Annotated in this window: 21 protein-coding genes and 1 pseudogene; 3 read left to right on the top strand and 19 right to left on the bottom strand. The window is 34.8% G+C overall.

All coding sequences use genetic code 11. The features are described 5' to 3' along the window. Positions 1 to 149: 149 nt before the first annotated feature. A pseudogene (locus V7097_RS06225) lies at positions 150 to 281 on the bottom strand (LuxR C-terminal-related transcriptional regulator); the annotation flags it as partial. Positions 282 to 439: 158 nt separating this feature from the next. On the opposite strand from V7097_RS06225, the gene V7097_RS06220 reads away from it, so the two are divergent. Then, positions 440 to 1141, top strand: a complete 702-nt coding sequence (locus V7097_RS06220; protein WP_335702743.1) for a class I SAM-dependent methyltransferase — start codon at positions 440 to 442, stop codon at positions 1139 to 1141. Positions 1142 to 1185: 44 nt separating this feature from the next. Here V7097_RS06220 and V7097_RS06215 read toward each other — a convergent pair whose 3' ends face one another. Further along, positions 1186 to 1875: a response regulator transcription factor gene (locus tag V7097_RS06215; RefSeq protein WP_335702742.1), complete on the bottom strand. Its 690-nt coding sequence runs from the start codon at positions 1873 to 1875 to the stop codon at positions 1186 to 1188. 195 nt (positions 1876 to 2070) lie between these two features. Further along, positions 2071 to 3210, bottom strand: coding sequence for a sensor histidine kinase (locus V7097_RS06210; protein WP_335702741.1), 1140 nt, complete (start codon positions 3208 to 3210; stop codon positions 2071 to 2073). A 224-nt stretch (positions 3211 to 3434) separates the two neighbouring features. On the opposite strand from V7097_RS06210, the gene V7097_RS06205 reads away from it, so the two are divergent. Next, positions 3435 to 4076 carry a YigZ family protein gene (locus V7097_RS06205; RefSeq protein ID WP_335702740.1) on the top strand — a complete coding sequence of 214 codons (642 nt, stop codon included), beginning with the start codon at positions 3435 to 3437 and terminating at the stop codon, positions 4074 to 4076. Positions 4077 to 4108: 32 nt separating this feature from the next. Next, positions 4109 to 5110 carry an LCP family protein gene (locus tag V7097_RS06200; RefSeq protein ID WP_335702834.1) on the top strand — a complete coding sequence of 334 codons (1002 nt, stop codon included), beginning with the start codon at positions 4109 to 4111 and terminating at the stop codon, positions 5108 to 5110. Between the two features lie 513 nt (positions 5111 to 5623). Here V7097_RS06200 and V7097_RS06195 read toward each other — a convergent pair. The 16 genes from V7097_RS06195 to V7097_RS06120 form a co-directional block, all read right to left on the bottom strand. Then, a complete protein-coding gene (locus V7097_RS06195) occupies positions 5624 to 8620 on the bottom strand; it encodes an N-acetylglucosaminidase (RefSeq protein ID WP_335702739.1) in 2997 nt (998 codons plus the stop codon). Positions 8621 to 8810: 190 nt separating this feature from the next. Then, a complete protein-coding gene (gene galU / locus V7097_RS06190; RefSeq protein WP_335702738.1) occupies positions 8811 to 9686 on the bottom strand; it encodes a UTP--glucose-1-phosphate uridylyltransferase GalU in 876 nt (291 codons plus the stop codon). A gap of 11 nt (positions 9687 to 9697) precedes the next feature. Continuing rightward, positions 9698 to 10795, bottom strand: a complete 1098-nt coding sequence (locus V7097_RS06185) for a glycosyltransferase (protein WP_335702737.1) — start codon at positions 10793 to 10795, stop codon at positions 9698 to 9700. Positions 10796 to 10829: 34 nt separating this feature from the next. Next, positions 10830 to 12080 (bottom strand): O-antigen ligase family protein, encoded by a 1251-nt coding sequence (locus tag V7097_RS06180; RefSeq protein ID WP_335702736.1) that lies wholly within the window; start codon positions 12078 to 12080, stop codon positions 10830 to 10832. 1 nt (position 12081) lies between these two features. Then, positions 12082 to 13239, bottom strand: a complete 1158-nt coding sequence (locus tag V7097_RS06175; protein WP_335702735.1) for a glycosyltransferase — start codon at positions 13237 to 13239, stop codon at positions 12082 to 12084. Beyond that, the gene (locus V7097_RS06170) at positions 13236 to 14570 is read right to left on the bottom strand and encodes a flippase (protein ID WP_335702734.1); all 1335 of its coding nucleotides are present in this window, start codon (positions 14568 to 14570) and stop codon (positions 13236 to 13238) included. Before V7097_RS06170 ends, V7097_RS06175 begins: the two co-directional genes overlap by 4 nt. A gap of 89 nt (positions 14571 to 14659) precedes the next feature. After that, on the bottom strand, positions 14660 to 15973 hold the full coding sequence (locus V7097_RS06165; protein ID WP_335702733.1) for a nucleotide sugar dehydrogenase: 1314 nt from the start codon (positions 15971 to 15973) through the stop codon (positions 14660 to 14662). 2 nt (positions 15974 to 15975) lie between these two features. Further along, complete coding sequence (locus V7097_RS06160) at positions 15976 to 16716, bottom strand: Wzz/FepE/Etk N-terminal domain-containing protein (protein WP_335702732.1); 741 nt, start codon at positions 16714 to 16716, stop codon at positions 15976 to 15978. A gap of 9 nt (positions 16717 to 16725) precedes the next feature. Next, a complete protein-coding gene (locus V7097_RS06155; protein ID WP_335702731.1) occupies positions 16726 to 17835 on the bottom strand; it encodes a DegT/DnrJ/EryC1/StrS family aminotransferase in 1110 nt (369 codons plus the stop codon). A gap of 89 nt (positions 17836 to 17924) precedes the next feature. Then, a complete protein-coding gene (locus tag V7097_RS06150) occupies positions 17925 to 19034 on the bottom strand; it encodes a glycosyltransferase (RefSeq protein ID WP_335702730.1) in 1110 nt (369 codons plus the stop codon). A 160-nt stretch (positions 19035 to 19194) separates the two neighbouring features. Then, positions 19195 to 19836, bottom strand: coding sequence for a sugar transferase (locus V7097_RS06145; RefSeq protein WP_335702729.1), 642 nt, complete (start codon positions 19834 to 19836; stop codon positions 19195 to 19197). Positions 19837 to 19844: 8 nt separating this feature from the next. Beyond that, positions 19845 to 20996 (bottom strand): DegT/DnrJ/EryC1/StrS family aminotransferase, encoded by a 1152-nt coding sequence (locus V7097_RS06140; RefSeq protein WP_335702728.1) that lies wholly within the window; start codon positions 20994 to 20996, stop codon positions 19845 to 19847. A gap of 27 nt (positions 20997 to 21023) precedes the next feature. After that, entirely contained in the window at positions 21024 to 22253 is a 1230-nt protein-coding gene (locus V7097_RS06135; protein ID WP_335702727.1) for a glycosyltransferase family 4 protein, read from the bottom strand. Between the two features lie 19 nt (positions 22254 to 22272). Further along, on the bottom strand, positions 22273 to 22977 hold the full coding sequence (locus tag V7097_RS06130) for a DapH/DapD/GlmU-related protein (RefSeq protein WP_335702726.1): 705 nt from the start codon (positions 22975 to 22977) through the stop codon (positions 22273 to 22275). A 102-nt stretch (positions 22978 to 23079) separates the two neighbouring features. Further along, on the bottom strand, positions 23080 to 24954 hold the full coding sequence (locus V7097_RS06125; protein ID WP_335702725.1) for a polysaccharide biosynthesis protein: 1875 nt from the start codon (positions 24952 to 24954) through the stop codon (positions 23080 to 23082). A gap of 347 nt (positions 24955 to 25301) precedes the next feature. Then, a partial coding sequence (locus V7097_RS06120; RefSeq protein WP_335702724.1) for a cell wall-binding repeat-containing protein occupies positions 25302 to 25580 on the bottom strand: 279 nt, incomplete at its 5' end.

The following is a 25580-nucleotide window of genomic DNA, read 5'->3' as shown; positions in this document are numbered from 1 at the left end:
TATAGGTTTTTAGACCTAAGACTAAATCACCCTGTTCCAAAAAACGTTATAAAATTATAATTTTTTGACCAGGACCCCAAACAAATTTTCAGCACACAAAAAAAGCCAAGCCCCCAACAGAGAACTCAGCTTTCTACCAATCTATTAAATTATCTAACTTCAACCCAGCCATTTTTAATAGCCACGACAACAGCCTGGGTACGATCGTTTACATTCATTTTTTGTAAAATATTACTTACGTGGTTTTTAACAGTCTTTTCACTGATATATAGGTCGTCCCCATCACTGCCTGCGAATGTACGGTAACAGATGTCATTGCATTTACATTACGTAATATAAAAATTTTTTTACACTCTTTCATTCCTAATCAATGTATATCATAATTCTTATATGGAAAAGATTGTAATTGTTGATTTTCACTTTCTAGGAGGATCGTTTTATGGGATTAGAATTAAGTGAGGAAATGGTACATGATATCATCGAGTGGGATGTAGAAAATTGGAGACACTCTCTCGATTATTGGTTACAGCAAAGTACCCTTAACCTTTTAAATAGCAGAGGACTTGAAATAGGTAGTAGAAATGGAGGATTGTCCTTATGGCTTGCACATCACGGCTGTAATGTTATTTGTAGTGATGTGAATGGCCCTACCGAATTAGCGATGGAGAAGCATATTAAATATTCTTTAACAAATTTAATAGAGTATTCCTCTATTGATGCAACAGAACTACCATATAAAAATGAAGAATTTGATGTGATTGTTTTCAAATCCGTCCTAGGTGGGGTAGGAAGTAATAACAATATTGAGGCACAAAAAAAGGCTATAGAGGAAATTCATAGGGTATTAAAGCCAGGCGGAGAACTATTTTTCGCTGAAAATTTAAGCGCTTCACCGTTACATAAAACGTTAAGAAAAAAATTTGTAAACTGGGGTAATTCATGGAGATATATTAATTTAAATGAACTGAGCGAATTCTGTAGTATATTTTCAAACGTACATTATACGACAACAGGTTTTTTTTCCACTTTAGGAAGAAATGAAAAACAACGTAGACTTTTAGCTAAATTCGATCAAAAACTCATGAATAAGATTACTCCAAACAACTGGAAATATATAGTTATGGGTGTTGCTAAAAAATAATAATAAGTAAAAGCACTAGACCAAATAAAAGTCTAGTGCATTGTTTATCTAACTTCAACCCAGCCATTTTTAATAGCCACAACAACAGCCTGGGTACGATCGTTTACATTCATTTTTTGCAAAATATTACTTACGTGGTTTTTAACCGTCTTTTCACTGATATATAGGTCGTCCCCAATACCGCGGTTGCTTCGTCCGTCCGTTAATAGCTGAAGAACTTCGCACTCTCTTCTTGTTAATAGATGTAGTGGACGGCGAACCTCCATTGCTAGGTGCGAATGCGTCCCAACAGATTGGCCACTTGCGACTGCAAGTCGACGGAATTCTTTAACTAAATTATGTGTTACTCTCGGATGCAAGTATGATCCACCTTCTGCGACGACTTTGACCGCTTCGACTAGAGAATCCGCATCCATTTCCTTTAATAAATAACCAGTTGCTCCAGTTTTAAGGGCATGCGTCACATAGCTTTCGTCATCGTGGATCGATAAAATAATGACCTTCGTATCAGGGTATGTGTCAATTAATTGTTTTGTTGCTTCGATTCCGTTCAATTGTGGCATGTTGATGTCCATGATGACAACATCAGGATTATGCTGCTCAATCAGCGCTACGGCCTGTTCCCCATCGTCACCCTCTGCTACAACTTGAAAGGATGGTTCAAAATCTAGTATTCGTTTTACACCCTCGCGAAATAATTGGTGATCATCAATAATAACTATGTTTGTTTTCATGAAATAACGCCTCCCCCTTTCATTTTGACAATTGAGGCAATCTCGGTCAATACTCCTTAAGCAGTATTAAGAGACCATTTTAGTAGCTATATTCGTGTATTTCCTGTATAAATAAGCAGCTTATAGTAGTAAGACCATTTCTTGTAACGTATCATAGAATTGCCGAAATATTCTCACTCGTAGAAAAGGGGAAAATCAAACCTCTATCGGCACCTGAATCATCACAATTGTTCCTGCGCCAACACTTGAATCAATCGTTAAATTGCCATCAAGTAAATCCACTCGTTCTCGCATTCCCATCAATCCAAACGAGTCTTTTTTCTTCTCCCGGATATCAAAGCCTTTTCCATTGTCTTTCACGATAACTGTTACATGATTTCTACCTATCTCAAGCTTAATTACAATTTCACGAGCTTCTGCATGCTTCAAGGCATTTTGGACAGCTTCTTGTACCATTCGGAATAAAGCCACTTCAAATTTTGAAGGGATTCTTTGCTCCGATCCAATAAACGTAAATGAAATCGTAGTGTCGCCATTATATTCTTCGATAGTGGACAGGTATTTTTTGAGGGTCGGAACTAATCCAAGATCATCCAGTGCCATTGGACGTAAATCATAAATGATCCGACGCACCTCATACAGTGCTGAACGCACCATTTTGCGCAAATCATGAATTTCCTTCACACCCTGCTCCGGACTTTCACGGTAAACCTTATCAATAATTTGCGAGCGCAGCATCACATTCGCAAGCATTTGGGCTGGTCCATCATGAATTTCACGAGAAAGCTTGCGACGCTCCTCTTCCTGAGCCTCAATTATCTTAAGACCAAATGCCTGCTTTTGTTTCGCATCCTCTATCATTTCCCCGACCATTTTAAAATCACTATTTAAATAATTGAGTACAACGGAAATTTGACCAACGAGATGATCTGCACGTTCAATCGTCTCATTTAAACCAACTAATCGTCTTTCAAGCTCGTCACGACGTTCGCGCAGTTGCTTTTCCTCCTGCCGTACTACTGTTAACTGCATCTGCAAATCATGAGCCTTCTCATACGCATTCCGAATTTCATCCTCTGAATACTTTTTAAAATGGCTACTCACTTCAGAAAGCCGTTTTCTTGCAAAACGAGAGTGGTTTTCCAACCGATCTACGTCATCGATAATCGTTCCAACTCGTTCCTTAATATCCTTTAACTCATCCGTCAAGGTTAAAAATTCATTGCGAGATTGCTCACCAATCCGGAAAATCTCTTCTTTGCTATGATCAACGGTGTGTACCATTTTTTCCAATATTGAATCAAGAACTTTAATATCAAGCCCTTTGGTGGCCATGCTCCCACCTCCATCTAAATTATATACCGATTTGTTTTTTACAGCGTTTCATCTCGTTTACATTTGTATTACATCTAATCTATGCAAAAAACAAACCATTGATGTAAAAATTATGTCGTCTTATAATAGAAGAATGGGCAAAAATTTTTATAGAAGAACTCGGACAGTGCCGAATTTTGTCGCACTATACGTTTCGTAAGAGCCCCGATAGGAGGTATTACGTAATGCTTCATTCCTATTATACAGTAAAAGGGTATGGCGAGCATGAAATAAATATTCAAAAATCACGTTTTATAGCATATATCGATCGAGCTACAACCGAAGAGGAAGCTCAAGAATTCATTCAAAAAATAAAAAAACAAAACTGGGACGCAACCCACAATTGTTCCGCTTATCTCATTGGGGAAAACGATCAGATTCAAAAAGCAAACGATGACGGCGAACCGAGTGGAACTGCAGGTGTACCAATCCTAGAAGTTTTAAAGAAAAAACACCTAAAAGATACAGTTGTTGTCATAACTAGGTATTTTGGTGGAATAAAATTAGGAGCAGGGGGATTAATCCGAGCTTACGGAAAATCAACCTCAGAAGGCCTCCAGGCAACCGGAATCGTCGAGCGCAAGTTGATGAGGGTCATGCATACAAAAATTGATTATACCTGGCTTGGCAAAGTCGAAAACGAACTTCGCTCTTCTGTATACCAAATCAAAGAAATCAAGTATATTGACGCAGTAGAAATCGAAACCTATGTAGAAGAAAGCCAAACACCACAATTCACTGAATGGATGACCGAGCTTACCAATGGACAAGCGGAGATCTCGGAGGGTGTTGTGGAGTATTTAGAAAAGATAATAGAAAACAAATAAGCTTCCAATAAAGAGGAGAAATTAATGTGAACATGTCAAGAGAATCAGTAAAGAAGAAGAAGAAGAGAAAACGAAGAATATTGTTACGATTATTATTGTTTATTTTGATAATCATTCTTGCTTTTGGTGGTTATGTTATTTATTCCGCCTTTAAAGCAGCAAATAGCTCATATGAAGAAATTGATCGAGGTAATAAATCAGAATTACGTGAAGAAGAAGTAACTGTAAGTAAAGATCCTTTTTCAGTATTACTTATGGGAATTGAGGATTATACAAGTGGGGGTAAAGGCGGGAGATCCGATACTCTAATGGTAGCAACATTTAACCCTAATGAAGAATCAATGAAGCTTGTGAGTATTCCTCGCGACTCACTTGTTAAAATTCCTGGAAAGCAAAATAAGGATAAAATCAATCATTCATATTCTACAGGTGGAAAAGAGTTAACCATTAAAACAGTTGAAAATTATCTAGATATTCCCATCGATTACTATGCGACAATTAACTTTGAAGGCTTCGTGAATACAATTGATATTCTCGGTGGCGTAACTGTAGATGTTCCATTTGACTTTTGGGATTATAAACAAGGTGATTGGAACACCAAATATTATTTTACCGAGGGTAAAATGAAATTAGATGGTGATGAAGCATTAACCTATGCACGAATGAGATACAGGGACCCTATGGGTGACATCGGTCGAAACGAACGACAAAAACAAATTGTAATGGCTGTAATTGATGAATTAGTAAAGCCAACTTCAGTAATGAAAATAGATAAAATCTCTAAAGAAATCGGAAATAATATCCAGACTAACCTACGTGTAAGAGATTTACTAGCTATTCTTAAGCAATACCCAAATTTCGGTTCAGATAATATAGAAACACTTACATTAGAAGGTACTAGTGACACAATTAATGGAATTTCTTATATCATTCCTGATGAAAATTCAGTTAATGAAATTCATAATGAACTAATGACCCACTTGGAACTGCAGAGCCAAAATCAATATGGATTAAATGAGAATTCAACAAACTAAAAATGTGTAGTGGGAAAAGTTTAAAAAAACTTTCCCACTTTTTTATTGGTATTAATTTACACATTCGTTTTTTAAAAATTTTTAAATTGAAATTACCATTTGGATAATTTGTACCTCACTACAATCTGTCGTATCTTAAATAAATTTCATCACAATCAAAGGATGATTTCCATCTGGGCCCGTCAACATAACTGAATTATTCAGTGCATAGCTGTAAGAATTTTGTGTTAGAACTTCATTTATATCTCCTGTTTCTACTTCCTTAAGGTTCGAAATATTCAAATATATTTCAACGTGATATTACAAGGATTTCTATCAAATATATATCGAAAGTATTCGACTAAATTTTCAATTTAGAATGGGGTATCTTTTATTAAAATTCCTCTTCCTTCTTCTTTTAACAAACTAGCTCATATAAGAAATTATGTAGGTCAACTATTGAAGCTAATGGGAGCGAGGGGGTGGTCGTCGAAATGAAAAAAGACCAAATCACACTGATTTGGTCTCTTTCCATTACTTACGATATTCTGGTATTTCAAATGTAATTGAATAGCCATCTAGCAAACGATACAGATTATAGATTCTGTTTGTTTGTTTAACTGCCCATCCGATATCAGTCGCATATAAATATGCTCCTGGAGTATCTGGATTCCATTTCATTTTATATAATGTATCCTTTTGATTATGAACATATTTTTCTGCAATGAACTTAGCTCCACCAATTATTGCCTTTTGAGGAGTAGTCCAGCCTTCATAATATGCCTTTTCAACGCCACATTTTAACGCGCATGAATCAGCTGCTCCAATACCGTACATATTATATACGATATTATCATATGAAGTAGCAGAAGAATCTAATATAGTAATAATCAATTCGTTCTTTTCATTATATTTTCTATTAATCTTCACACCTGAAGCAAGTTGAGATTTTCCGTTTCCAGTTTCAAGTAAGGCATGTGACAATAAATAGATTTCATTAATATTGTATTTCTGCCCTGCTTCAATGAAATCAGCTGCTCTACCAGTCAAGATGCCTTTATCCTTTAGGATTTTCTCATTTACTTCACTTGCAGTGATCCCAGCAGTTCCAGATAATTTCATGAACTGATAAAATTCTGCTGAATCTCGACTAAAGCTATTAGGGTCTAAGTAGTAAAGAGTATCTGTAGGACTCGCATTTTTCCACATAGCATTGTGTTCAATTTGATACCAACCATTTTCTTCACCAACAATCTTAACTTTCGCACCATTGCTTAGCTGTGCAACAACCCAATAGTTAGTTGATGATCCACCTCTAACGTTCAATGTACCAGCTGTAACATATCCAATCGTTGGATCTGAAGAATCCAATTGAATATAATCTTTAGACACAAACGTGTCATATTTCTTCGTATCAGTTTGAGGTGGTGGGTTTGAAACCATTTGTTTAGCTAAAGATTCCTCTAAAGAAAGAGCATATTGCTTATATACATAAGAAATAAATGGTCCAATCTGGACATCAGGTTTATATATATACCCGATTCTTCCTCCAATTGCGACTTCAAGCCATTCTCTAGAAGATTGACGGATAATTGGATAAGTCAAACCTGGTTCAAGAGTTGCAAATTCTTCTAAATCACCTTCAGTTACAATAGATGTCTTTTTAACTGTTGTAAATGTTGTGGTAGACACTTCTTTACCAGTATCAACACCGCGTAATCCCCCGCCAGTTGATGGATGGACATCACTTGTCCTTACATATGCAATTCCATGACCGTATTTAATTTTAATGAAACTATCGATCCAGCTCTGAATTACATATTGCTGTTCCTTAACTAAATTTCCAACTTTCACATTTGTACCATTATCATTCAAATAAATATTTACATCACTAAAGAGTGATTGAAAATACTTATCGTCAGAAGAGAAGAACATTTCTAGATGCGGCTTGTACACATAGCCAATTCTTCCTCCAAAATCTACTTCCAGCCAATAGGTAGAAGTCTGCCTAATGAATGGGTAGTACTCGCCTGGATTGATCGTTCCCATTTCTACAAGACTACCAGAGGTATTATCATAAACTACTAGATTTTGTCTAGCTCGAATAGATTCCCCGGAGTTTGTAGCGGAGCTATTAGTATTTTTAATACTTGATCCAGTAGATGGCGCAATTTCACCATTTCTAACATATGCAATAGAAGAACCGTACTTAACTCTTACAAATCCGGTAATATGACCAAGTATTGCATACTCTTGACCATTAGCCAATTTTGCAACAGGAATACTTTTGCCGTTTTGATTTACATATACATAAGTATCATCATTTACGACTTTAAAGTACTTATCTGAGGTATTCACTTTAGTAGTTACATGTGGGATATACACATAACCAATTCTCCCACCAAGATCCACTTCAAACCAGTCTGTAGATGATTGTCTAATGACAGGATATGTCTCCCCATCCTGAATTTTTGCAAATTCTACTAAACTACCGGAAGTATTATCATATACTGATAAATTTCGATTTGCTGTAAAATATCGGCTAGAATTAGTCAAGCCTTTATTCAGATTTTTAATTGTGGCTCCATTACTAGGTTGAATAGATGACTTTCTTACATAAGCATTTTGATCACCAAATTTAATTCGAACAAAACCATCAATTTGACTAAGAATAACATACTCTTGGCCTTCTATCAGTTCTCCAACTTTTACATTAGAGCCGTTTTGATTGAAATAAATAGGTACTCCTGGCCCATTCGATTTAAAGTATTTTTCCTTCCCAGTAAAAGTCGGCTGCGTTGCAGCTTTTGCTACAACTTGCGCTCTCTGTACCATGATTGAATGTGTAGTAATTGTTTGTGGTGGAGCTGTTTCTTGTACGTTACTTGATGAATCAGAAACTGCTTCTTCTTTTACTACTTCATCAATTGTGGTGTTCGGTTCTTCATTTTTACTTTCTTCCTTATCCTCAGCTTTTACTATTTTTCCAAGAACATTGCCAAAGATGATTGTGACTTCTTTCTCATTTTCCTCATAAATACTAAAGGATTGAGAAGGTTCTACTGTCCCAAGAACAGAAGTTAGATCTTCCGAATAGACATCCGTAAGTTCTGAAACCACAAATTCTGAAAGGTCAGTACTAGTTTCATAGAAACTAGTTTCTGCATCATCAATAGGTTCAAAAGATAATTGATCTACATTAATATTTTGATTTCCTAGTTGAAAATAATAATTTCCATCTTCACCTTGATTCACAAAAACAATTGCATCCTTTAATAAGTTCCCGACTACTTGACCTTCCTCGTTTTGTAATTGAAAATCATCAGTCAATTTTACTAAAATCTGCGTTTGTTCTACCTGCTGATTTGAAAGTTCTTGGGTTTCAACAGTTTCCACTTTCTCACTTTGAGGTTCTTGAATTTCAACTGATTCGATTCCTTCTGCCATTGAAATTCCTGGAACTCCAAGTAAAAAACAAAAAGCGTACAATAAGGAAACTAGCAAAATTATTTTTTTATTATTTTTTATCATCATCACTCCCTCCTAGCCTCTTATTATATCTAATTTATACGACAATGTGTCAAAATTAGACATATTTTTATAAAAAATTTGTAACTTCATTGTCATAAAAATGCTATGACCCTTAGATAGGATAAATGATTCATAGACTTAAAGAAATACCTCAAAATTATCCAAAAAAAAGAAGACTCAATACTGAGTCTTAATGAAAAGTTTTGGTTAATTCAATTAAATAATCTTTCAGTTCGTCTGAAAATTCTTTTCGACTTAGTGCAATCTCAATTGTTGCTTGAATAAAGCTTAGTTTATCACCTATATCATATCGTTTCCCATCAAAATGTAAGGCTAATACCTTTTCCAGATCATTTAAACGGTTAATCGCATCTGTAAGCTGGATTTCTTCACCCTTACCAGGCTTTTGATTTTCAAGGATAGAGAAAATTTCAGGTGTTAACACATAGCGTCCCATAATTGCGTAATTAGATGGAGCTTCCTGAACGGATGGCTTTTCAACTAATGAGCTTAATTCAAAAAGCTTGTCTGAAAGCTGATGTTTTATCTGAATGATTCCATACTTTGATACTTCAGATTCTTCAACAGGCTGCACACCAATTACCGGTGATTGATAAGCATCATATATATCAATAAGTTGTTTTAATGTTGGAGTTTCAGATTGAACAATATCGTCTCCTAAAAGGACGGCAAATGGCTCATTTCCAATAAAACGGCTTGCACAATAAATGGCATGACCTAATCCTTTTGGTTCTTTTTGTCGAATGTAATGAATGTTTGCAAAATTTGCAACTTCCTGTACCTGTTCTAGTAGTTCATATTTTTCTTTTTTGGCTAGAGTATCTTCTAATTCATATGCCTTATCAAAATGGTCTTCAATCGAACGCTTTCCCCTACCAGTGACTATAATAATATCTTCAATCCCTGATTCAATAGCTTCCTCAACAATATATTGGATTGTTGGTTTATCTACAATTGGAAGCATTTCCTTTGGCTGAGCCTTTGTTGCAGGTAAAAACCTAGTTCCTAATCCAGCAGCTGGAATAATCGCCTTTCTTACTTTCATACCATTCACTCCTATCTACTAGTCATATCCTTATAAATTGATTCCATAATCGAAACATTTTCTTCCCAATCATACAAAGATTTTGTATAAATTCTACCTTGATTTCCAAATCGCTCTCTTTTTTCTTCATCCAAAACAAGCTCAAATAATTTTTCAGAAATTGCTTTTGCATTCTTTGGCTCAACTACAAAACCAGTTTCTTGATCTTTCACTACCTCAGGTAAGCCCCCAACATTACTAACTATGACAGGAATTCCAGAAGCAGAAGCCTCGACTATTGCAACACCGAAACTCTCACTATCAAGTGTGCTCGGAGCACAGTATATATCTAGTTTATTTAAATACGAAGGGACTTCTGTATGAGGAACCGCGCCGGTAAACGTTACAATGTCCTCCATTTGATATTCCTTAACTAGACCTTGTAATTCCCGAAGCTGTGATCCTTTTCCAACAATTAAAAGCTTTATTTGATCTGCAATCGCATATTTGTATTCCTCTTTTAATCGGTTAAGTAATAAATGTACACCCTCGATCAAATATTCAGGACCATATTTTGATTCTAATGCTTTAATCATTCCGATAGTAATGTTGGTATCATTTTTCCCATCTTTACTAGGTTTAAAACGATTCATATCGACACCAAAAGGAGTGACCTCAATCTTCATATCCTTTGGACAAAAATGTTCGGTTTGTTTTTTCATAACTTGACTTGTTGAAGCCAATCGATCAGCTACTCTTAAATTTTTCATCAATATTTTTCGTTTTGAAGGACTTTCATACGGGAAATCATATACATCACTTCCCCATACAGATAATAAAGTTGGTGTATAGTTAATGAACCTAGATAAAGTTCCATAACCACTTGCATAGTGAGTATTAAGAATATCAGGTTTTAGTTCTGAAACTATTTTTTTTGCTTTAAGGGCATTCAAATAATATCCCAGCGGTGCTTGAAACGGAAGCGTAATAATCTGTACTCGTGAGTCGATTTTATGCTCTGCCGGTGGGTGCATGGTTAGAAGAGTCAATTTATGGTTTCGCTCCGCTAAAGAGTTAACCCATCTGACAGTATGTATCGAATTTGCTGGGGCCAGAAAACAAATATGCATAAATAATCATTCCCTTATTAAATCATTTTTAAAGCTATTTATTGGTAGGATGAATGAAGTTATCTACCTGTACCGCTTTTTCATTCGCTACATTTATAAATGCTAAAGTGACACCATATAATAACCACATTGGCCAAAAGTAAAACAATCGGCTTGGTCCGATACAAGCAATAACAAATCCAATATAGCTTAAAAACAGGCAAAATGCTAATGCCGAGAATTCATTATTTCTTTTATAAATTTGCCATAGCTTTCTAAAAATAAAAATAAGGAAAGCCAAATAAAAGACAAAGATGTCCACACCATAATTTGTACCAACCTCAATCCACCAATTGTGTGGATTTACGATTCCACTTGTGACCTCCGGATTAACATGAAATTGATAATTACCGGCTCCCACTCCTAGAAAGAAGGAATGAACGATGGAATATATACCAGTTAAAATTAAATTTATCCTTGTACTAGTAGATCCTTGTTCAAAGATTCCCGTAACTTCAATGATCTTATCAACGATATCCCCAGAAAAATATATAGCAACTCCAATAAAAAGTGGAGTAAATATCAGTAAAAACTTAAAAATATTTACTAAATGAGGACGATAAAGGATAAATAAGAAAATTAAAATCAGAATTAAAAAGGCGAGTATCGCAATTCTAGATCCATTCATAAACATAATGAAAAAGATTGATCCAAGAATAAGTAGTTGAAACCCACTTTTTCTAAATGTCATAAGAAAAAATGGTGTGATCATAACAAGAAATAAAGATAAATCATTTTCGTTGTAAAAAAAGGCGGTGGCGACTCTTAATCCTAATCCACCGTATTTATCAGCTTCAATAACATATCGTGATGTACTAAGATGAAAATTAAAAGCTAACTCCAACAACGAGAGCAAAATTGTAAGAATACCAATCAAAATAAAGGAATAATTAATCCACTTTAAAATATCTCTTCGATTAAGGGTTTCAATAATTGAAAAAACAAGGAGGATGAATACAGCAAAATAGTACAGCTCCTTAATTCCCTCAACTTTATTAGTAGCCCATAGAATCGAAACAACTCCATATAAAAACCAAGCTATTAAAAATACCAGCGCAGGCTTAATGGGTTGTATGTGTAAAGGATTAAACAACAATACATATTTAATGAATAAGTATAATCCAAACAGGAATAAAACAATTCTTAGTAATGTTACATGAAGTGGGCCAATTGGAACATTTATTAAAAAGGGATCAAGAAAAACTAAAAAGAACAAAAATAGACAAACAAATACTTTTTTCCTCATCTTACACCCTCAAAACCTGTTCATATAATTTAGTGATTTTTGTAACAACAGATTCTTCGCTAAATCGCGAGACACAATCTTTACGTATATCTTCTGCATGATAGGTATGGTAATTTTCCTGTATGGACTGCATGGCTTGTCCTAAACCTTCAACATCCTCAACTTGGACTAGCTTTCCATTTAATTCATTGACAATCATTTCTGGTCCTCCACAGGCAGTGGCAACAATTGGCTTTCCACAAGCAAGTGCTTCTATAAACACAACTCCAAAGGTTTCAAAACGACTTGCTAATACAAAAGCATGCGCTTTTTGAATTTCCTCCTTGACCCGTTCACGATTCAATTCTCCTAAAAAGATAATCTGCTTCTCAATGTTTAGCTTTTTCGCAAGAAGCTCTAGAGCTTCTCTTTCTTCACCATTTCCACCTATCACTAATTCAACAGGCTTACCCTTAAAATACTTCGCAAATGCTTGAATTAATATGTCCATTCCTTTTTTATGCTGTAAAAAAGCAACAGAAAAAAATCGGAAAACTCCGGTTTGCGCAAGTTTACTTTCATCGATTTGAAACATCCCTATATCTACAATATTTGGAATGATTTTTATTTTATCCTTTGAGATATACTTTTCAAGTTCCTGTGCTAAACCTGGCCCTACTGATATAACATATTCAGCCTTCTGGCACGCATACGTTATTTCTTTCTTCTCGTATGGTCGAATTAAATTTCTTAAAAAAGCTGTCGAGTGTTCTGTAATAACAAACGGTATGCCTTCTTTTTCAGATAACTTAGCAGCTGACCATCCTGCCCATAAACAAGAATGAGCATGAAGCATATCCGGTTTTCCTTCTTTTTCAACATATAATTTATATAATGTTTCTAATCGCGAATAGAATACTTTAGCTGTGGCGAAAGGAACTCGCCCAGGAATAAGATTATAACCTCTTAGACGGTAGGTCTTGACACCATCTTCAAGTTCAATTGAAATACCTTTCTTTGCCTTTGATGTCTTTAACATTCTAGTTGTCCAAACTTCCGGATACAACACGGTTACATCATGACCAGCTTTTTGAAGTGCTTTAGCTTGTTCTTTGAAAAAGATACCATTTAGTGGATTATTTTCAGTTGGATACCACGATGGAACAATTACAATTTTCATGTTGACACCTTTCTGCGTTTAACTTTTTTTAGAATCCTTTTATAAAACTGATAATCCTCCGATTGAATAAGCAAAAGTTTACTTATTTTTACACCTGTTTCCTTTTTAAAGATAAAGAGCTTTATAAATGTTGCTAAACTATACGTAATTGATGTTGATACCGCAGCACCCATTATACCATATATAGGGACTAGGATAATGTTAAGGACAATGTTAGAAATAACTGTAAAGATTGAAACATTCATATTGATTTCTGGTTTTCCACGTCCAGCTAAGTCATTTGAAAGAATTCGATCCACTGAAAATAAAATAATACCAGGTAATAGATATTTGATTGCCAACGAACTTTCTATGTATTCATTTCCAAATAAAATTATTATGATTAGATCACTTAGAAGAAAAAAGATTAATCCACCGATTATAGATAGCCAAAGGACATTTCTACTTAAAACTGATGTAAGATGGTTCTTTTCATCCTGACTTTCAAGAGATGATACTGTTGGGAATAGAACGGACGAAATGGCCTGTGAAACAATCCATAACCTTTCTGCAATTGAAACAGCTGCAGTGTAGATCCCAACTGCCGCAGGATTGATATAAAACGAAATAATAAAAATATCAGACCGATAATTTATAAACGAAAGGATATTACTTACATGAGCCTTTATACCATACGAAATTGACTTTTTAAAATAATCCCTTGAATAGGATCCTTCTTTTTCCCGAATACCAAGCTTCTTTTTCAGATAATAACGGGATAATAAATATTGGGCAAGAATCCCAAAAATAAATGCAAGTACAGCACCCAATATATCAAGCCGTATGATAACTAGAAACAGGACCGTAAACAACAGCGCAATAATTTGCCTAGATAAAGAAAGCATATTATAACTTTTAAAGTCTTGTTTCCCCTGGAAAATGACTAAATAATATTCATTTAAAAACAAAAAGGGCATTAATAACAAGATTGCAAATAAATAGATCGGGTCAACATCCTGAAAAAATTGACCAGAAAAAAACAGTAGAAATAGAGCTCCTAAAATTATGGATACGAAACTAAACAGTACTCCACTTCTTGTATTTGTTTTTAAAATATCCTCGATAGAGTGGTTCTTTTTGCCTATATAATATACAGAAGAAGATCCAACCCCTAAATTAAAGATGGTCAATAACATAGTTGGTAACAGTATGATAAGCTGATAAATTCCATTGCCAGTTGGTCCCAAAACCCTTGCAATGATAACTGTATATAGAAGACCAATTAAAATCGCAGATACTTGTCGACTAATTGTCATTAATGTGTTTTTTAGGAATTGTTTTGATTCACTCATGTTATACCTCTTAAAAAAAAGATAGTGGAAATAAAATAGAACTATAAATATAAATACCTGTATTTATATTTATAGTTCCCTTTTCATTATTAAAGCTTATAATAATTTTCGTTTTTATCGAAATCTTTTAGTGCGTTACGAGTATCAAAGATTACCTTACTTTCTTTCACAATCATGTCATAATCAAAATCACTGTGGTTTGTTAAAATAAGGGTCATTTCACTCTGGTTAAGAAGTTCTTTCGTTAAAGGTAGTGTGTCCGCAAAATTCTTGCCACATTTATAGCTCTTGATATATGGGTCCACTACAAGTACTTCTGCCCCTTTTTCACGCAGCATTGTAATAATTGGAAGGGAAGGAGATTCACGATAATCATCGATATCCTTCTTGTATGCAACACCTAAAACAGCTATTTTTGATCCTTTTAGAGGTTTTCCATATTCATTTAATATTTCTAAGCTTTTTTGTACAACATATTCAGGCATACTATTGTTAATTTCACCAGCAAGCTCGATAAGGCGAGTATGATAGTTATACTCTCTAGCTTTCCATGTTAGATAAAATGGGTCAATTGGAATACAGTGACCGCCTAGACCTGGACCAGGGTAGAATGCCATAAATCCGTACGGCTTTGTTTTTGCTGCATCAATAACTTCCCAAACGTCAATACCCATTCTCTTACATAAGATGGCCATTTCGTTTGCTAATGCAATATTGATATGTCTAAATGTATTTTCAAAGATTTTTTCCATTTCAGCAACAGCTGGGCTTGAAACCTCATGTACATCCCCTTCAAGAACCGAGCGGTAAAGAGCAGCTGCAACCTTTGTACAATTTTCTGTAATCCCACCAACTACCTTTGGTGTATTTTTTGTGTTAAAATGCTTGTTCCCTGGGTCTACACGTTCTGGAGAATATGCAACAAAAATATGTTCTCCAACCACTAGACCACTTACTTCAAGTGCTGGTTTAACGATTTCCTCTGTTGTTCCAGGGTACGTAGTAGATTCAAGAACAACTAGCATTCCTTCGTGTACATATTTAGCGATTTCCTTTGAAGAACTTTCTACATAGGAAGTATCTGGCTGCATGTGTTGATCTAAAGGTGTAGGTACACAAATCGCTACAGCATCTACTTCTTTGATTTTTTCATAATCTGTTGTCGCTTCAAGTCTACCTTCTTTGATCATTTCTGATAACTCTTCATCAACAACATCACCAATATAGTTAATTCCTTTATTAACCTGGTCAACTCTAGATTGCTGAACATCGAATCCAATAACCTTATAGCCTGCTTTTGCTTTTTCAACGGCTAATGGCAGACCTACGTAGCCTAAACCAACTACACCTATTACGGCATCTTTAGATTCAATTTTATTGAATAATTTTTCAAATGTACTCATGCTTACATCTCCTTAAATTGACGAGCGTTAATTATATATTTCCACAAAACTACAATAATTAACATAAGTTGAAATAACGCTGCGCCTCCTAGAACTATATAACGTAACGGATTGGGTTTATTTTCGCTGTGAAGAATATCAGAAATATAAGGCTCTTTCATACCTGATAACTCTATATCAAGTTGATGATAATTTTCTTCCATGTATGCAAGCTGCATTGTTAATATATTTTCAACAATTTTAGTATTTAATGATTCAGGCAATGATTTTAGCAAATTGTTTTTATTAATTTTGTTTAACAAACCTTCCGGATTTTCCAATTCACCATCTAAAAAATCGTAATAATCTTTTATTGCTTGTTCTTGCATTTTAAAGTTTTTCATTAGATCTTTCTCAAACGCACCTGCTACAAGTTCTATGTTATCTTCAACTTCAGGTTTATTTGAACCAACAAGATTTAAATCTATTACATTAGTGTCTGCTATATTAACGATAAACCCGCCTTTTAAATCTTCTGGTAGTATTTTTTTATATTTCCCTTTAATTATTTTTGTTTTAGACAATTCTTCATTTTGTGCATTACCAGTAAATACAGTAGCTGTTGACGTATAAGTAGTCGGCTGCATTAAAGCATAAGCATAACCCAGCCCCATCCCAATTATAGTAGCAAGTAGAATCAGCCACTTTTTCTTCCATAAAAATTGTAAATAGCCATAAAGAATATATTGATTTTGTTCTGACATGACTTCTCCTTATGCGAAAAACTTTTCAATTACATCAATGATATATTCTTGTTGTTCTTTTTTTAATTCAGGGAACATTGGTAGAGATAATGCTTCCTTTGCAGCTTTCTCAGCAAGTGGAAAATCCCCTTCCTTATAGCCAAGCTCTGCAAATACTGGTTGTAAATGTAATGGTACTGGGTAGTATACCATTGAAGCCACTCCATTTTCTTTTAAAAATTGTTGGAGTTCGTCTCTTTTCTCAACTCGAATTGTATATTGATGGAACACATGATATCTATCTTCTTCTTCTTTAGGTGTAATCACATGTTCAGAAAGCTTTTCATTTAATAATTTTGTATAGATTGCTGCTTTTTCTCGACGAAGCTCACTCCATTTTGATAAATGTGGAAACTTAATATTTAACACAGCTGCCTGTAGTTCATCTAAACGACTATTATAGCCTAATACATGGTGATAGTATTTTGGCTTACTACCGTGAACTCGGATGATGCTCATTTTTTCAGCCAAATCTGCATCATTAGTGACAATCATTCCTCCATCACCATATGCGCCAAGATTCTTTGTTGGGAAGAAACTAAAGCATGTAGTGTCGCCAAGTTCACCGACTTTTCTACCTTTATATTCTGAACCAATTGCTTGAGCAGCGTCGTCTACTACATATAAATTATGTTTCTTTGCAATCTCTAAAATTGGATCCATATCTGCAGCTTGTCCATACAAATGAACCGGAATAATCGCCTTTGTTTTGTCAGTAATTGCTTGTTCAATATTCTCTGGGTCAATATTAAAGGTAACTGGGTCAATATCAACAAAAACAGGCTTTGCTCCTGCTCTTGCAATTGCTCCAGCTGTCGCGAAGAATGAGAATGTCGTTGTAATGACTTCATCACCAGGTCCCACTCCACACGCTTGTAGAGAAATATGTAATGCGTCACTTCCATTTGCAACTCCTACACCATGAGAAGCATGTGAAAATGCTGCAACATCTTGCTCAAGTTTCTTCACATTTTCTCCAAGAATGAAGCTTGAAGAACTCATCACTTCATCTAAAGCTTTAACAACCTCATCCTTAAGTGTTTGATATTGTTCAGATAGGTCTAACATAGGTACTTTCATATTTAGACTCTCCTCATATAAAATGTTTTGAATGGCAATCTTTATATTATCATAAAATGTTAACTGAATCTTTTACTATTTAAAGACATTTAGGAAAGTAATTCATTTTGGATATCTTTCGCTCGTTGAAGCCATAAGTGTTTTTCTTTAAGCGCAGAAATCGAGTTTTCCTTAAGTTTATTTCGCTTGTTTGAATCAAGCATTTCCTGTAAGCCGTCATGTATAGAATTACTATTATCCTTTACAATTAGCCCTATATTATCCTGTTCAACTATTTTTTGTAAGGCGGTACAATCAGTAGCTAAAACAGGTAAACCAAAGGACAGGTATTCGAATAATTTTACAGGAACTGCGAAATCATTATATGTCCCTCTTTTTAGAGTAACAATTCCAAAATCGGCCTCTTTATAAATAGGAAGCAAAGCCTCTCCATGTGCATGATGGATATGCAACCAATCCTCATCTAAAAATGGCTCTAAGTATTCTTTAAAGGTTTTAAATTCTTTTTCACGGCAGACAAACGAAAGCTCAATAAGGGTTGTATCTTTATTTAGCATCTTAAAAGCTTCCAGAACCTCATATACTCCATACCTTGGGTCAATCCCACCAACGTAAATAGCACGTACCTTAGTTGAATCTTGCTTATCAGTAATTACTGTTCGATCGATTCCACCTGGGGGTGATGGATAGACTTGCTTTGTTGGAACTTTTACATACTTATTCATTTCCATGCTAGGTAGAAATAGTTTCTTTGCGTATTTTTTATATAAAAATAACTCTATTTCAAATAATCGAATCATGATTGTCTTTATAATAGGCTTTACCTTATAGAGATCATTAAATTTCCAATAGATATCTCGATAAAAAATCCCCAGTGGAATCTTGTTCTTTCTAAGAAATTTAAAGAAATTATGATCTACCATTGGATGTCTTGGTATATGATCAGGATCCGTTAGCCAAATAGGTATTGTTTGGTTTTCCATATAGCAATACAAAATATCATGAGGATTGACTTCTTCATAAATCTTCCTTAGTCTTTCCTTCCTTTCATCCGCATTACCAATTACCTCTAAACATTCAAACCCTTGCTCATTTGCTAATTCATGAAATGCCTTAAGCATTTGGTTAGGTCTAACTCCAGAACCACTATCACCGTTTTTCAATTGAAAAGGGTAATAAACAATTATTTTCTTAGTCAATTTGGAATCAGTCCCTTTACAATAAAGTCAAGAAATACATCATTATTCAACATAAAACAATAACAACATGATGTCAAGAAAAGACAAGTTTCGCACATAAAGTAATGACATTCATATTATCTTCACGAACAAAAAGCGTAGCATGATACTACGCTTTCTGTTATTTAAGGATTTTTAGTACGGTTTTCATAATAATTGAAATATCCTCAATCACAGATCGGTTACGAAGGTATTCTAAATTATAATGTAATTTATCAACCATGATTTCTTCAATATAGGTTTTTTCAGGATTTTCTGCCTTACCTAAAAGTTCACTTTCATCGCTATACTTTATTGAAGCATAATCTGTGATTCCAGGTTTAATTTCAAATATCGCCTTTTGCGCCGCATTATAATATTTTGTATACTTGGGAACTTCTGGTCGTGGCCCAACCAAACTCATATCACCAATCAATACATTAATTAGTTGTGGAAATTCATCAACTTTATACTTACGTAAAAAATGGCCAACCCTTGTGATTCTACTATCTTTTCCAACCGTAATTTGTTTCCCTTGCTTTTCGGCATCAACAACCATTGTTCTAAACTTCAAAATTTTAAATTCTTTCTCATGCTGACCAACTCGTACTTGCTTAAAAAACACAGGTCCCTTTGAATCGACTTTGATTAGAATTGCAATTATTAGTAGTAAAGGTGATAGGATGATGAGACCAATTAGAGATACAACAATATCAAAAAACCTCTTTACAGCATCGTTAAAAGAATGGTTTTGATTGTTTAATCCTTTGACTTTCCCTTCCATGCTTTCACCTATTTTCTATAGCTTGTTGCAATATCACGAACAGCCTCAATAACTTGTGATACTTCTTCCTCCGACATTCTCGGATATAAAGGTAAAGAAATTGCTCCATTATATGCATTTAATGCATTTGGATAATCTTCAATCTTATATCCGAGCCCTTTATAGTACGGATGCATTGGAACTGGAATGAAATGTACACTTGTGCCAATTCCTTTTTCTTTTAGTTTTTCAATAAACTCCCCACGGTCAATTGTAAACTGATTTTCATCTATACGAATTACATATAAGTGCCATGCATGACGGTGAATGTTATCGTGATGAGGCAATGTAATTCCTTCTATTTTTGCTAATTCCTTATTATACATTTGAGCGTAATTTTCACGAGTTTGTTGCATTTTATCCAATTTAGATAACTGGACCAAACCAAAAGAAGCTTGAATATCAGTCATATTATACTTGTAGCCAGGATATTCAACCTCATAATACCAAGTACCTTTGTCTCCATAACGATTCCAAGCATTCTTGCTCATACCGTGCAAGCTCATTATGCGAATTTTATCAGCCCATTCTTCGTTATGAGTTGTTACAAGCCCACCTTCACCGGTTACAAGGTTCTTCGTAGCATAGAAGCTAAAGCAGGTAAAATCACCGATACTTCCAACCATTCTCCCTTTGTATTGCGTATAGATTGCATGAGCAGCATCTTCAATAACAATAAGATTATGTTTACGAGCAATTTCCATTATCGGATCCATGTCACATGGATATCCGGCAAAGTGTACTGGAATAATCGCCTTTGTGCGAGATGTGATTTTTTCTTCAATTAATGCAGGGTCGATGTTCATTGTTACAGGGTCGATATCAACAAATACTGGCGTAGCTCCAGTATGGATAATTGTGTTTGCACTTGCAACAAACGTATAAGGTGTGGTTATTACTTCATCTCCAGGTCCTATTCCAGCTGCCAACTGAGCAAGATGTAGACCAGCCGTACAAGAGTTTAATCCAATACCGTAATTTGCGTTCACATACTCTTTAACTTTTGCTTCAAATTCAACCGTTTTCGGTCCTTTGCTAAGCCAGTTTGATTTAATTGTATCAATGACTTCCTTAATCTCTTCATCCTCAACCATTGGAAGTGCATATGGAATTGTTCCCATTTTCTTCACCCTTCTAACCTTGTTGTTTTATTGATTCATTATTTTTATAAATCGATCTGCCAAGACCCTATAATCATGGTTTTCCATAACATATTTCTTTCCATTTTCGCCTAACTTCTTTCTTTCTTCATCGGTTAGTTCAAAAATCTGATTAATAGCCTCAGCGATTAGGACTGGATCCTCTGGCGCTACGGAAACACCACAGTTGGCTTCTTTCACTAAATCATTCCCAGCCTCAATACTATGGATGATTGGTTTTGCAGACATCATATAATCCAAAAGTTTATTTGGACTTACACCAAAGCGGTATAGCGTACTCTTTCTCCACCCTATGTATAATGCATCCATCCGAGAAAGGAAATCTGGTATAGCATTCTTGTTGATGACTGGAAGGAAATGAATATTTCTTAAACCCATTTCCTTTGTCTTTAGAATTAGGGATTCTCGTTCAGTCCCTTTTCCAACAAGAACAAATGAGATAGGTTTATCTTGCATAATTTTTGCAACATCGAGCAGATATTCTAGTGCATTTGATATTCCCTGACCGCCAGCATAGCCCACTAGAAAATTGCCTTCTTTTTTAAGTTTAGTAATTAATTCAATATGTTCATTCGGAATTTGTTCATTCGCATTTTCCCAATCCTCAGTTACTATACCATTCGGTAAGAATTGAAATTTTTTAGGGTCCATCCCATGACTAATCATATGTTCTTTAGCCTTGGGTAATAATGACACAACCAAATCAGCTTTTTTGTAAGCATCGTTTTCCCCTTTTTGCATGGTCATAATAAAGGGGTGATGCTTCGACATATTTCCTAACTCCATTGGTGTCAGCGGCCATAGATCATGAACCTCAAAAATAAGTTTGGTTTGAGCCATTTTTGCAATTTTTGATGCAGGATATATATCTAAGGGATAGGTAGAAGATGCAATCACTACATCTGGGGAAATCTCTTTTGCAATTTTACTTGCATTGACATATAAGTCTTTTACAAAAGAAAAGATATTGATAACCCTTTTTACTCCATTACCTTCATATGGTGGGGTATCTACCCAAATATAACGAATCCCATCGATTATTTCAGATGTCCATTTTTCTTTTGTTTCTGGTTGAACGGTTCGTACATGTGAATAAGACCCAGCTATAATTGTAACATTATGGCCCATTTTAACCCACTCTCTGCTTAGATAAAACGGTCTATATTCCATTCCATGCTGATTAGATCCTGCATAATGATTAATTAGTAATATGTTCATAAAGAAACGACTCCATCATTTACTGATTTTTTAATAATTGGTCATCAGAAACCTTTTTTAATTTCCTAGCTGGAACACCAGCTACTATTTCTCCATTGTTGACATCTTTGGTTACAACGGAACCAGCTGCAACAGCTCCGTCTTCATTGATGACCTTACCTGGAAGGATAGTTGCATTTGCACCAATTCTTCCACCTGTTTTTATCGTAATGCCCTTAAAATGTTTATATCGTTCCTTGGATCTAGCCATATAATTATCATTTGTCGTTACAACACCAGGAGCAACAAACACATAATCCTCAATTTCAGAATAAGCAGTAATATACGAATTTGTTTCAAGCTTACAAAAAGCCCCTACCTTACAATCATTTTCTACGGCAACACCACGTCCAACGATAGTTTTAACGCCTATCGTAACCCTTTCTCTAACAGTCGCTAAATCCGCGATAAAAACATCATCTGCTATTTCAGCATTTGCATAAATAATAGCTGAGGTTCCCACTGTCACGCCATTACCGATTTTAGTGGGCGGTAATGTTGTTACTTCAGGAAGGATTGAATTTTTTGCTCGTGTAGGTTGTTTTCCGATCACTGCATTATCTTGGATAATACAATAACTACCGATTTCAACTCCATCATAAATAACAACATTATGGCCTATTGTAACATTTTCGCCCAGTTTAACATTCTTTCCCATAACTACATTATTGCCCTTTGTAATCATTTCATGTCCTCAACTTTCTCAAATTGGTTGCATTAATAAGGTATCAATGTCCAAATGGACTGATTCTTAGCAATATAACTAAAGCAGACGAAATGAATGGTTTTATACTGTAATCATTTCGTCTACAGTCTTACCTTGCTCTTGCTCTTTTTTTTTATCACTAACATCGATCTTCTTGTTAGTAAGTTTAAGTAAGGTCTCGCGAAGTTTGTCCTTATCGTTCATTACACTTTCAACTTGCTGGATTAAATCCTCCGCATTCTCCTCTGTTGCTTTTCCAATGTATATTTTAGGGAAAACTTGGCCAGGATGAATTTCATCCTTATTTAAGATCTCTTCGTACATTTTTTCTCCAGGACGGAGACCCGTATATTCAATTTTTATTTCATCTTCTGTAAAACCAGATAATCGGATAAGATTTTTAGCTAAATCGACAATTTTAACTGGCTCACCCATATCTAAAACAAATATTTCTCCACCTCTTGCTAAAGAACCTGCTTGTATTACAAGTCTTGCCGCTTCAGGTATAGTCATAAAATATCTAGTCATATCGGGATGAGTAATCGTTATTGGTCCGCCTTTTGCAATTTGCTTCTTAAATAAAGGAACAACACTTCCTCTACTTCCTAATACATTTCCAAATCGTACCGCAACAAATCGGGTATTACTTTTTCGATCTAGATTTTGAATCGTAAGCTCAGCTAGACGTTTTGAGGCTCCCATAACACTTGTAGGATTAACTGCTTTATCCGTTGAAACTAAAACAAAAGTATCAACTCCTGCAATTGAAGCCGCTTCTGCAACATTTCTTGTTCCATATATGTTATTTTTAACTGCTTCTTCTGGGTTTCTTTCCATTAATGGTACGTGTTTATGGGCAGCAGCATGGAAAACGAATTTCGGCTTATGTTGCACCAAAACATCAATCATTTTACGTGCATCTTGTATTTCTGCAATTTCGGTTACAAATTCAATTTGCCCCCTATATTTACTTAACAATTCCATTTCAATATTATAGATACTGTTTTCCCCATGGCCCAATAAAACTAATTTGTTAGGGTGGAACAAACAAATTTGTCTACATAACTCCGAGCCAATTGAACCACCAGCACCTGTTATTAGAACAGTTTGATTACGTATCTTTTCAGCAATTGCTTCAGTATCTAACTCAACTGTGTCCCTTCCTAGTAAATCCTCAATTGAAATATCCCTAATTTGATTAACGGAAACCTTTCCTACAGCCAAATCACCAATCATCGGTAAAATCTGTACATTATCGACAAGTTTTTTTGCCTTGGCAACAATTTCATTCAATCTTGCTTTTGGTAATGATGGAATTGCAATTACAACATGTTCAATACGATATTTTGCAATAACCTTTATAATATCATCAACTTTGCCAGCTACAGGAATTCCAGCAATATTTAGATTTTGTAATGATGAATCATCATCTAAAAAAGCAATTGGTTTTAATTCAGTTCCTGGATGTTCTTTTAGCTGGCGTACAAGCATTCTCCCTGTAGAACCAGCACCCAGGATTAATGTACGTTTATGTTTAATTGACCTGATTTCTTTTGTCTTTATAGCAAAAAGTACTGTTGAAGTAAAACGCCACCAAAAACGTACACCCCCGAGTAAGAATAGATGGAGAAGGAATGTAAGCACTAAGCTCCTCGTATAAACATTGTCAAACATTAATTTTTGAGAAATGGCTGTTATTAAAATTGAAGAGGTTACGACCAGTACAAGTCCCACTAATTCATCGGCACTTGCATACCTCCACACTTTACGATATAACCCAAATACATAAGAAAAAACATGGTGACTCACAAGTAGTATAATGGAGCTTATCAAAACTCGATTGTCTTCATAATAAGCAGCAAACGGGTTCAAGAAAAAATGTGACATATATATTGAAATAAGAACAATTATCGAGTCAATAATGACCAAATTCAATATCCTAGTTCGGTATGACATGATAAGACCCTCCCAGATCTATATTTTATTTTCCTTCTATCATGGAGGTTAAATTATTAATTAGTTTTTGAAATTCGACACTAATTATAACACAAAATTATTGGGCATCACTATAAATATTGATTGTCTGACATTAAGATGATTAATTAGCTATAAGAGTAAAGGTAAATGTACAAAATTGTAATGCAAATGAAAAATTAATCTTCACAAAAAATTAGACTGTAATTCAAGAAAAAAGTTACAAGTAAAAAGAACATTTTTAAATTTACTGACCATTTATTTGTCAATTATAAAAAAAGAGAAAAGACTCCGTATTGGATTCTTTTCCCACAAAAAGTATTTTCTTACTATTTAATTAATTGATTTATTTCTTTAAGAATGTCATTTCCAACGATAGGCTCACTACCAAGCGCAGTGACTAGGCCAACACTTGTATCAGTTAGGTAAGATTTAACTGCAGCATGTACTTCCTCATTATTTGTTAACAAGATTCCAGTATCATACTTAGCAGCTAAAGCAGCGCCTGATAATGCATCTGCAAAATTCCAACCAGTTGCAAGATATAATTTTTCTGTATTTGGTTTAAAGAATTTTGCAGCTTCTACCCCAGTTTCATAACGGTCTTT

The organism is Bacillus sp. JJ1562 (assembly GCF_036962705.1).
In the GTDB taxonomy this organism is placed as follows: domain Bacteria; phylum Bacillota; class Bacilli; order Bacillales; family Bacillaceae_L; genus Ferdinandcohnia.
This window is presented reverse-complemented; position numbering and strand designations above follow the sequence as displayed.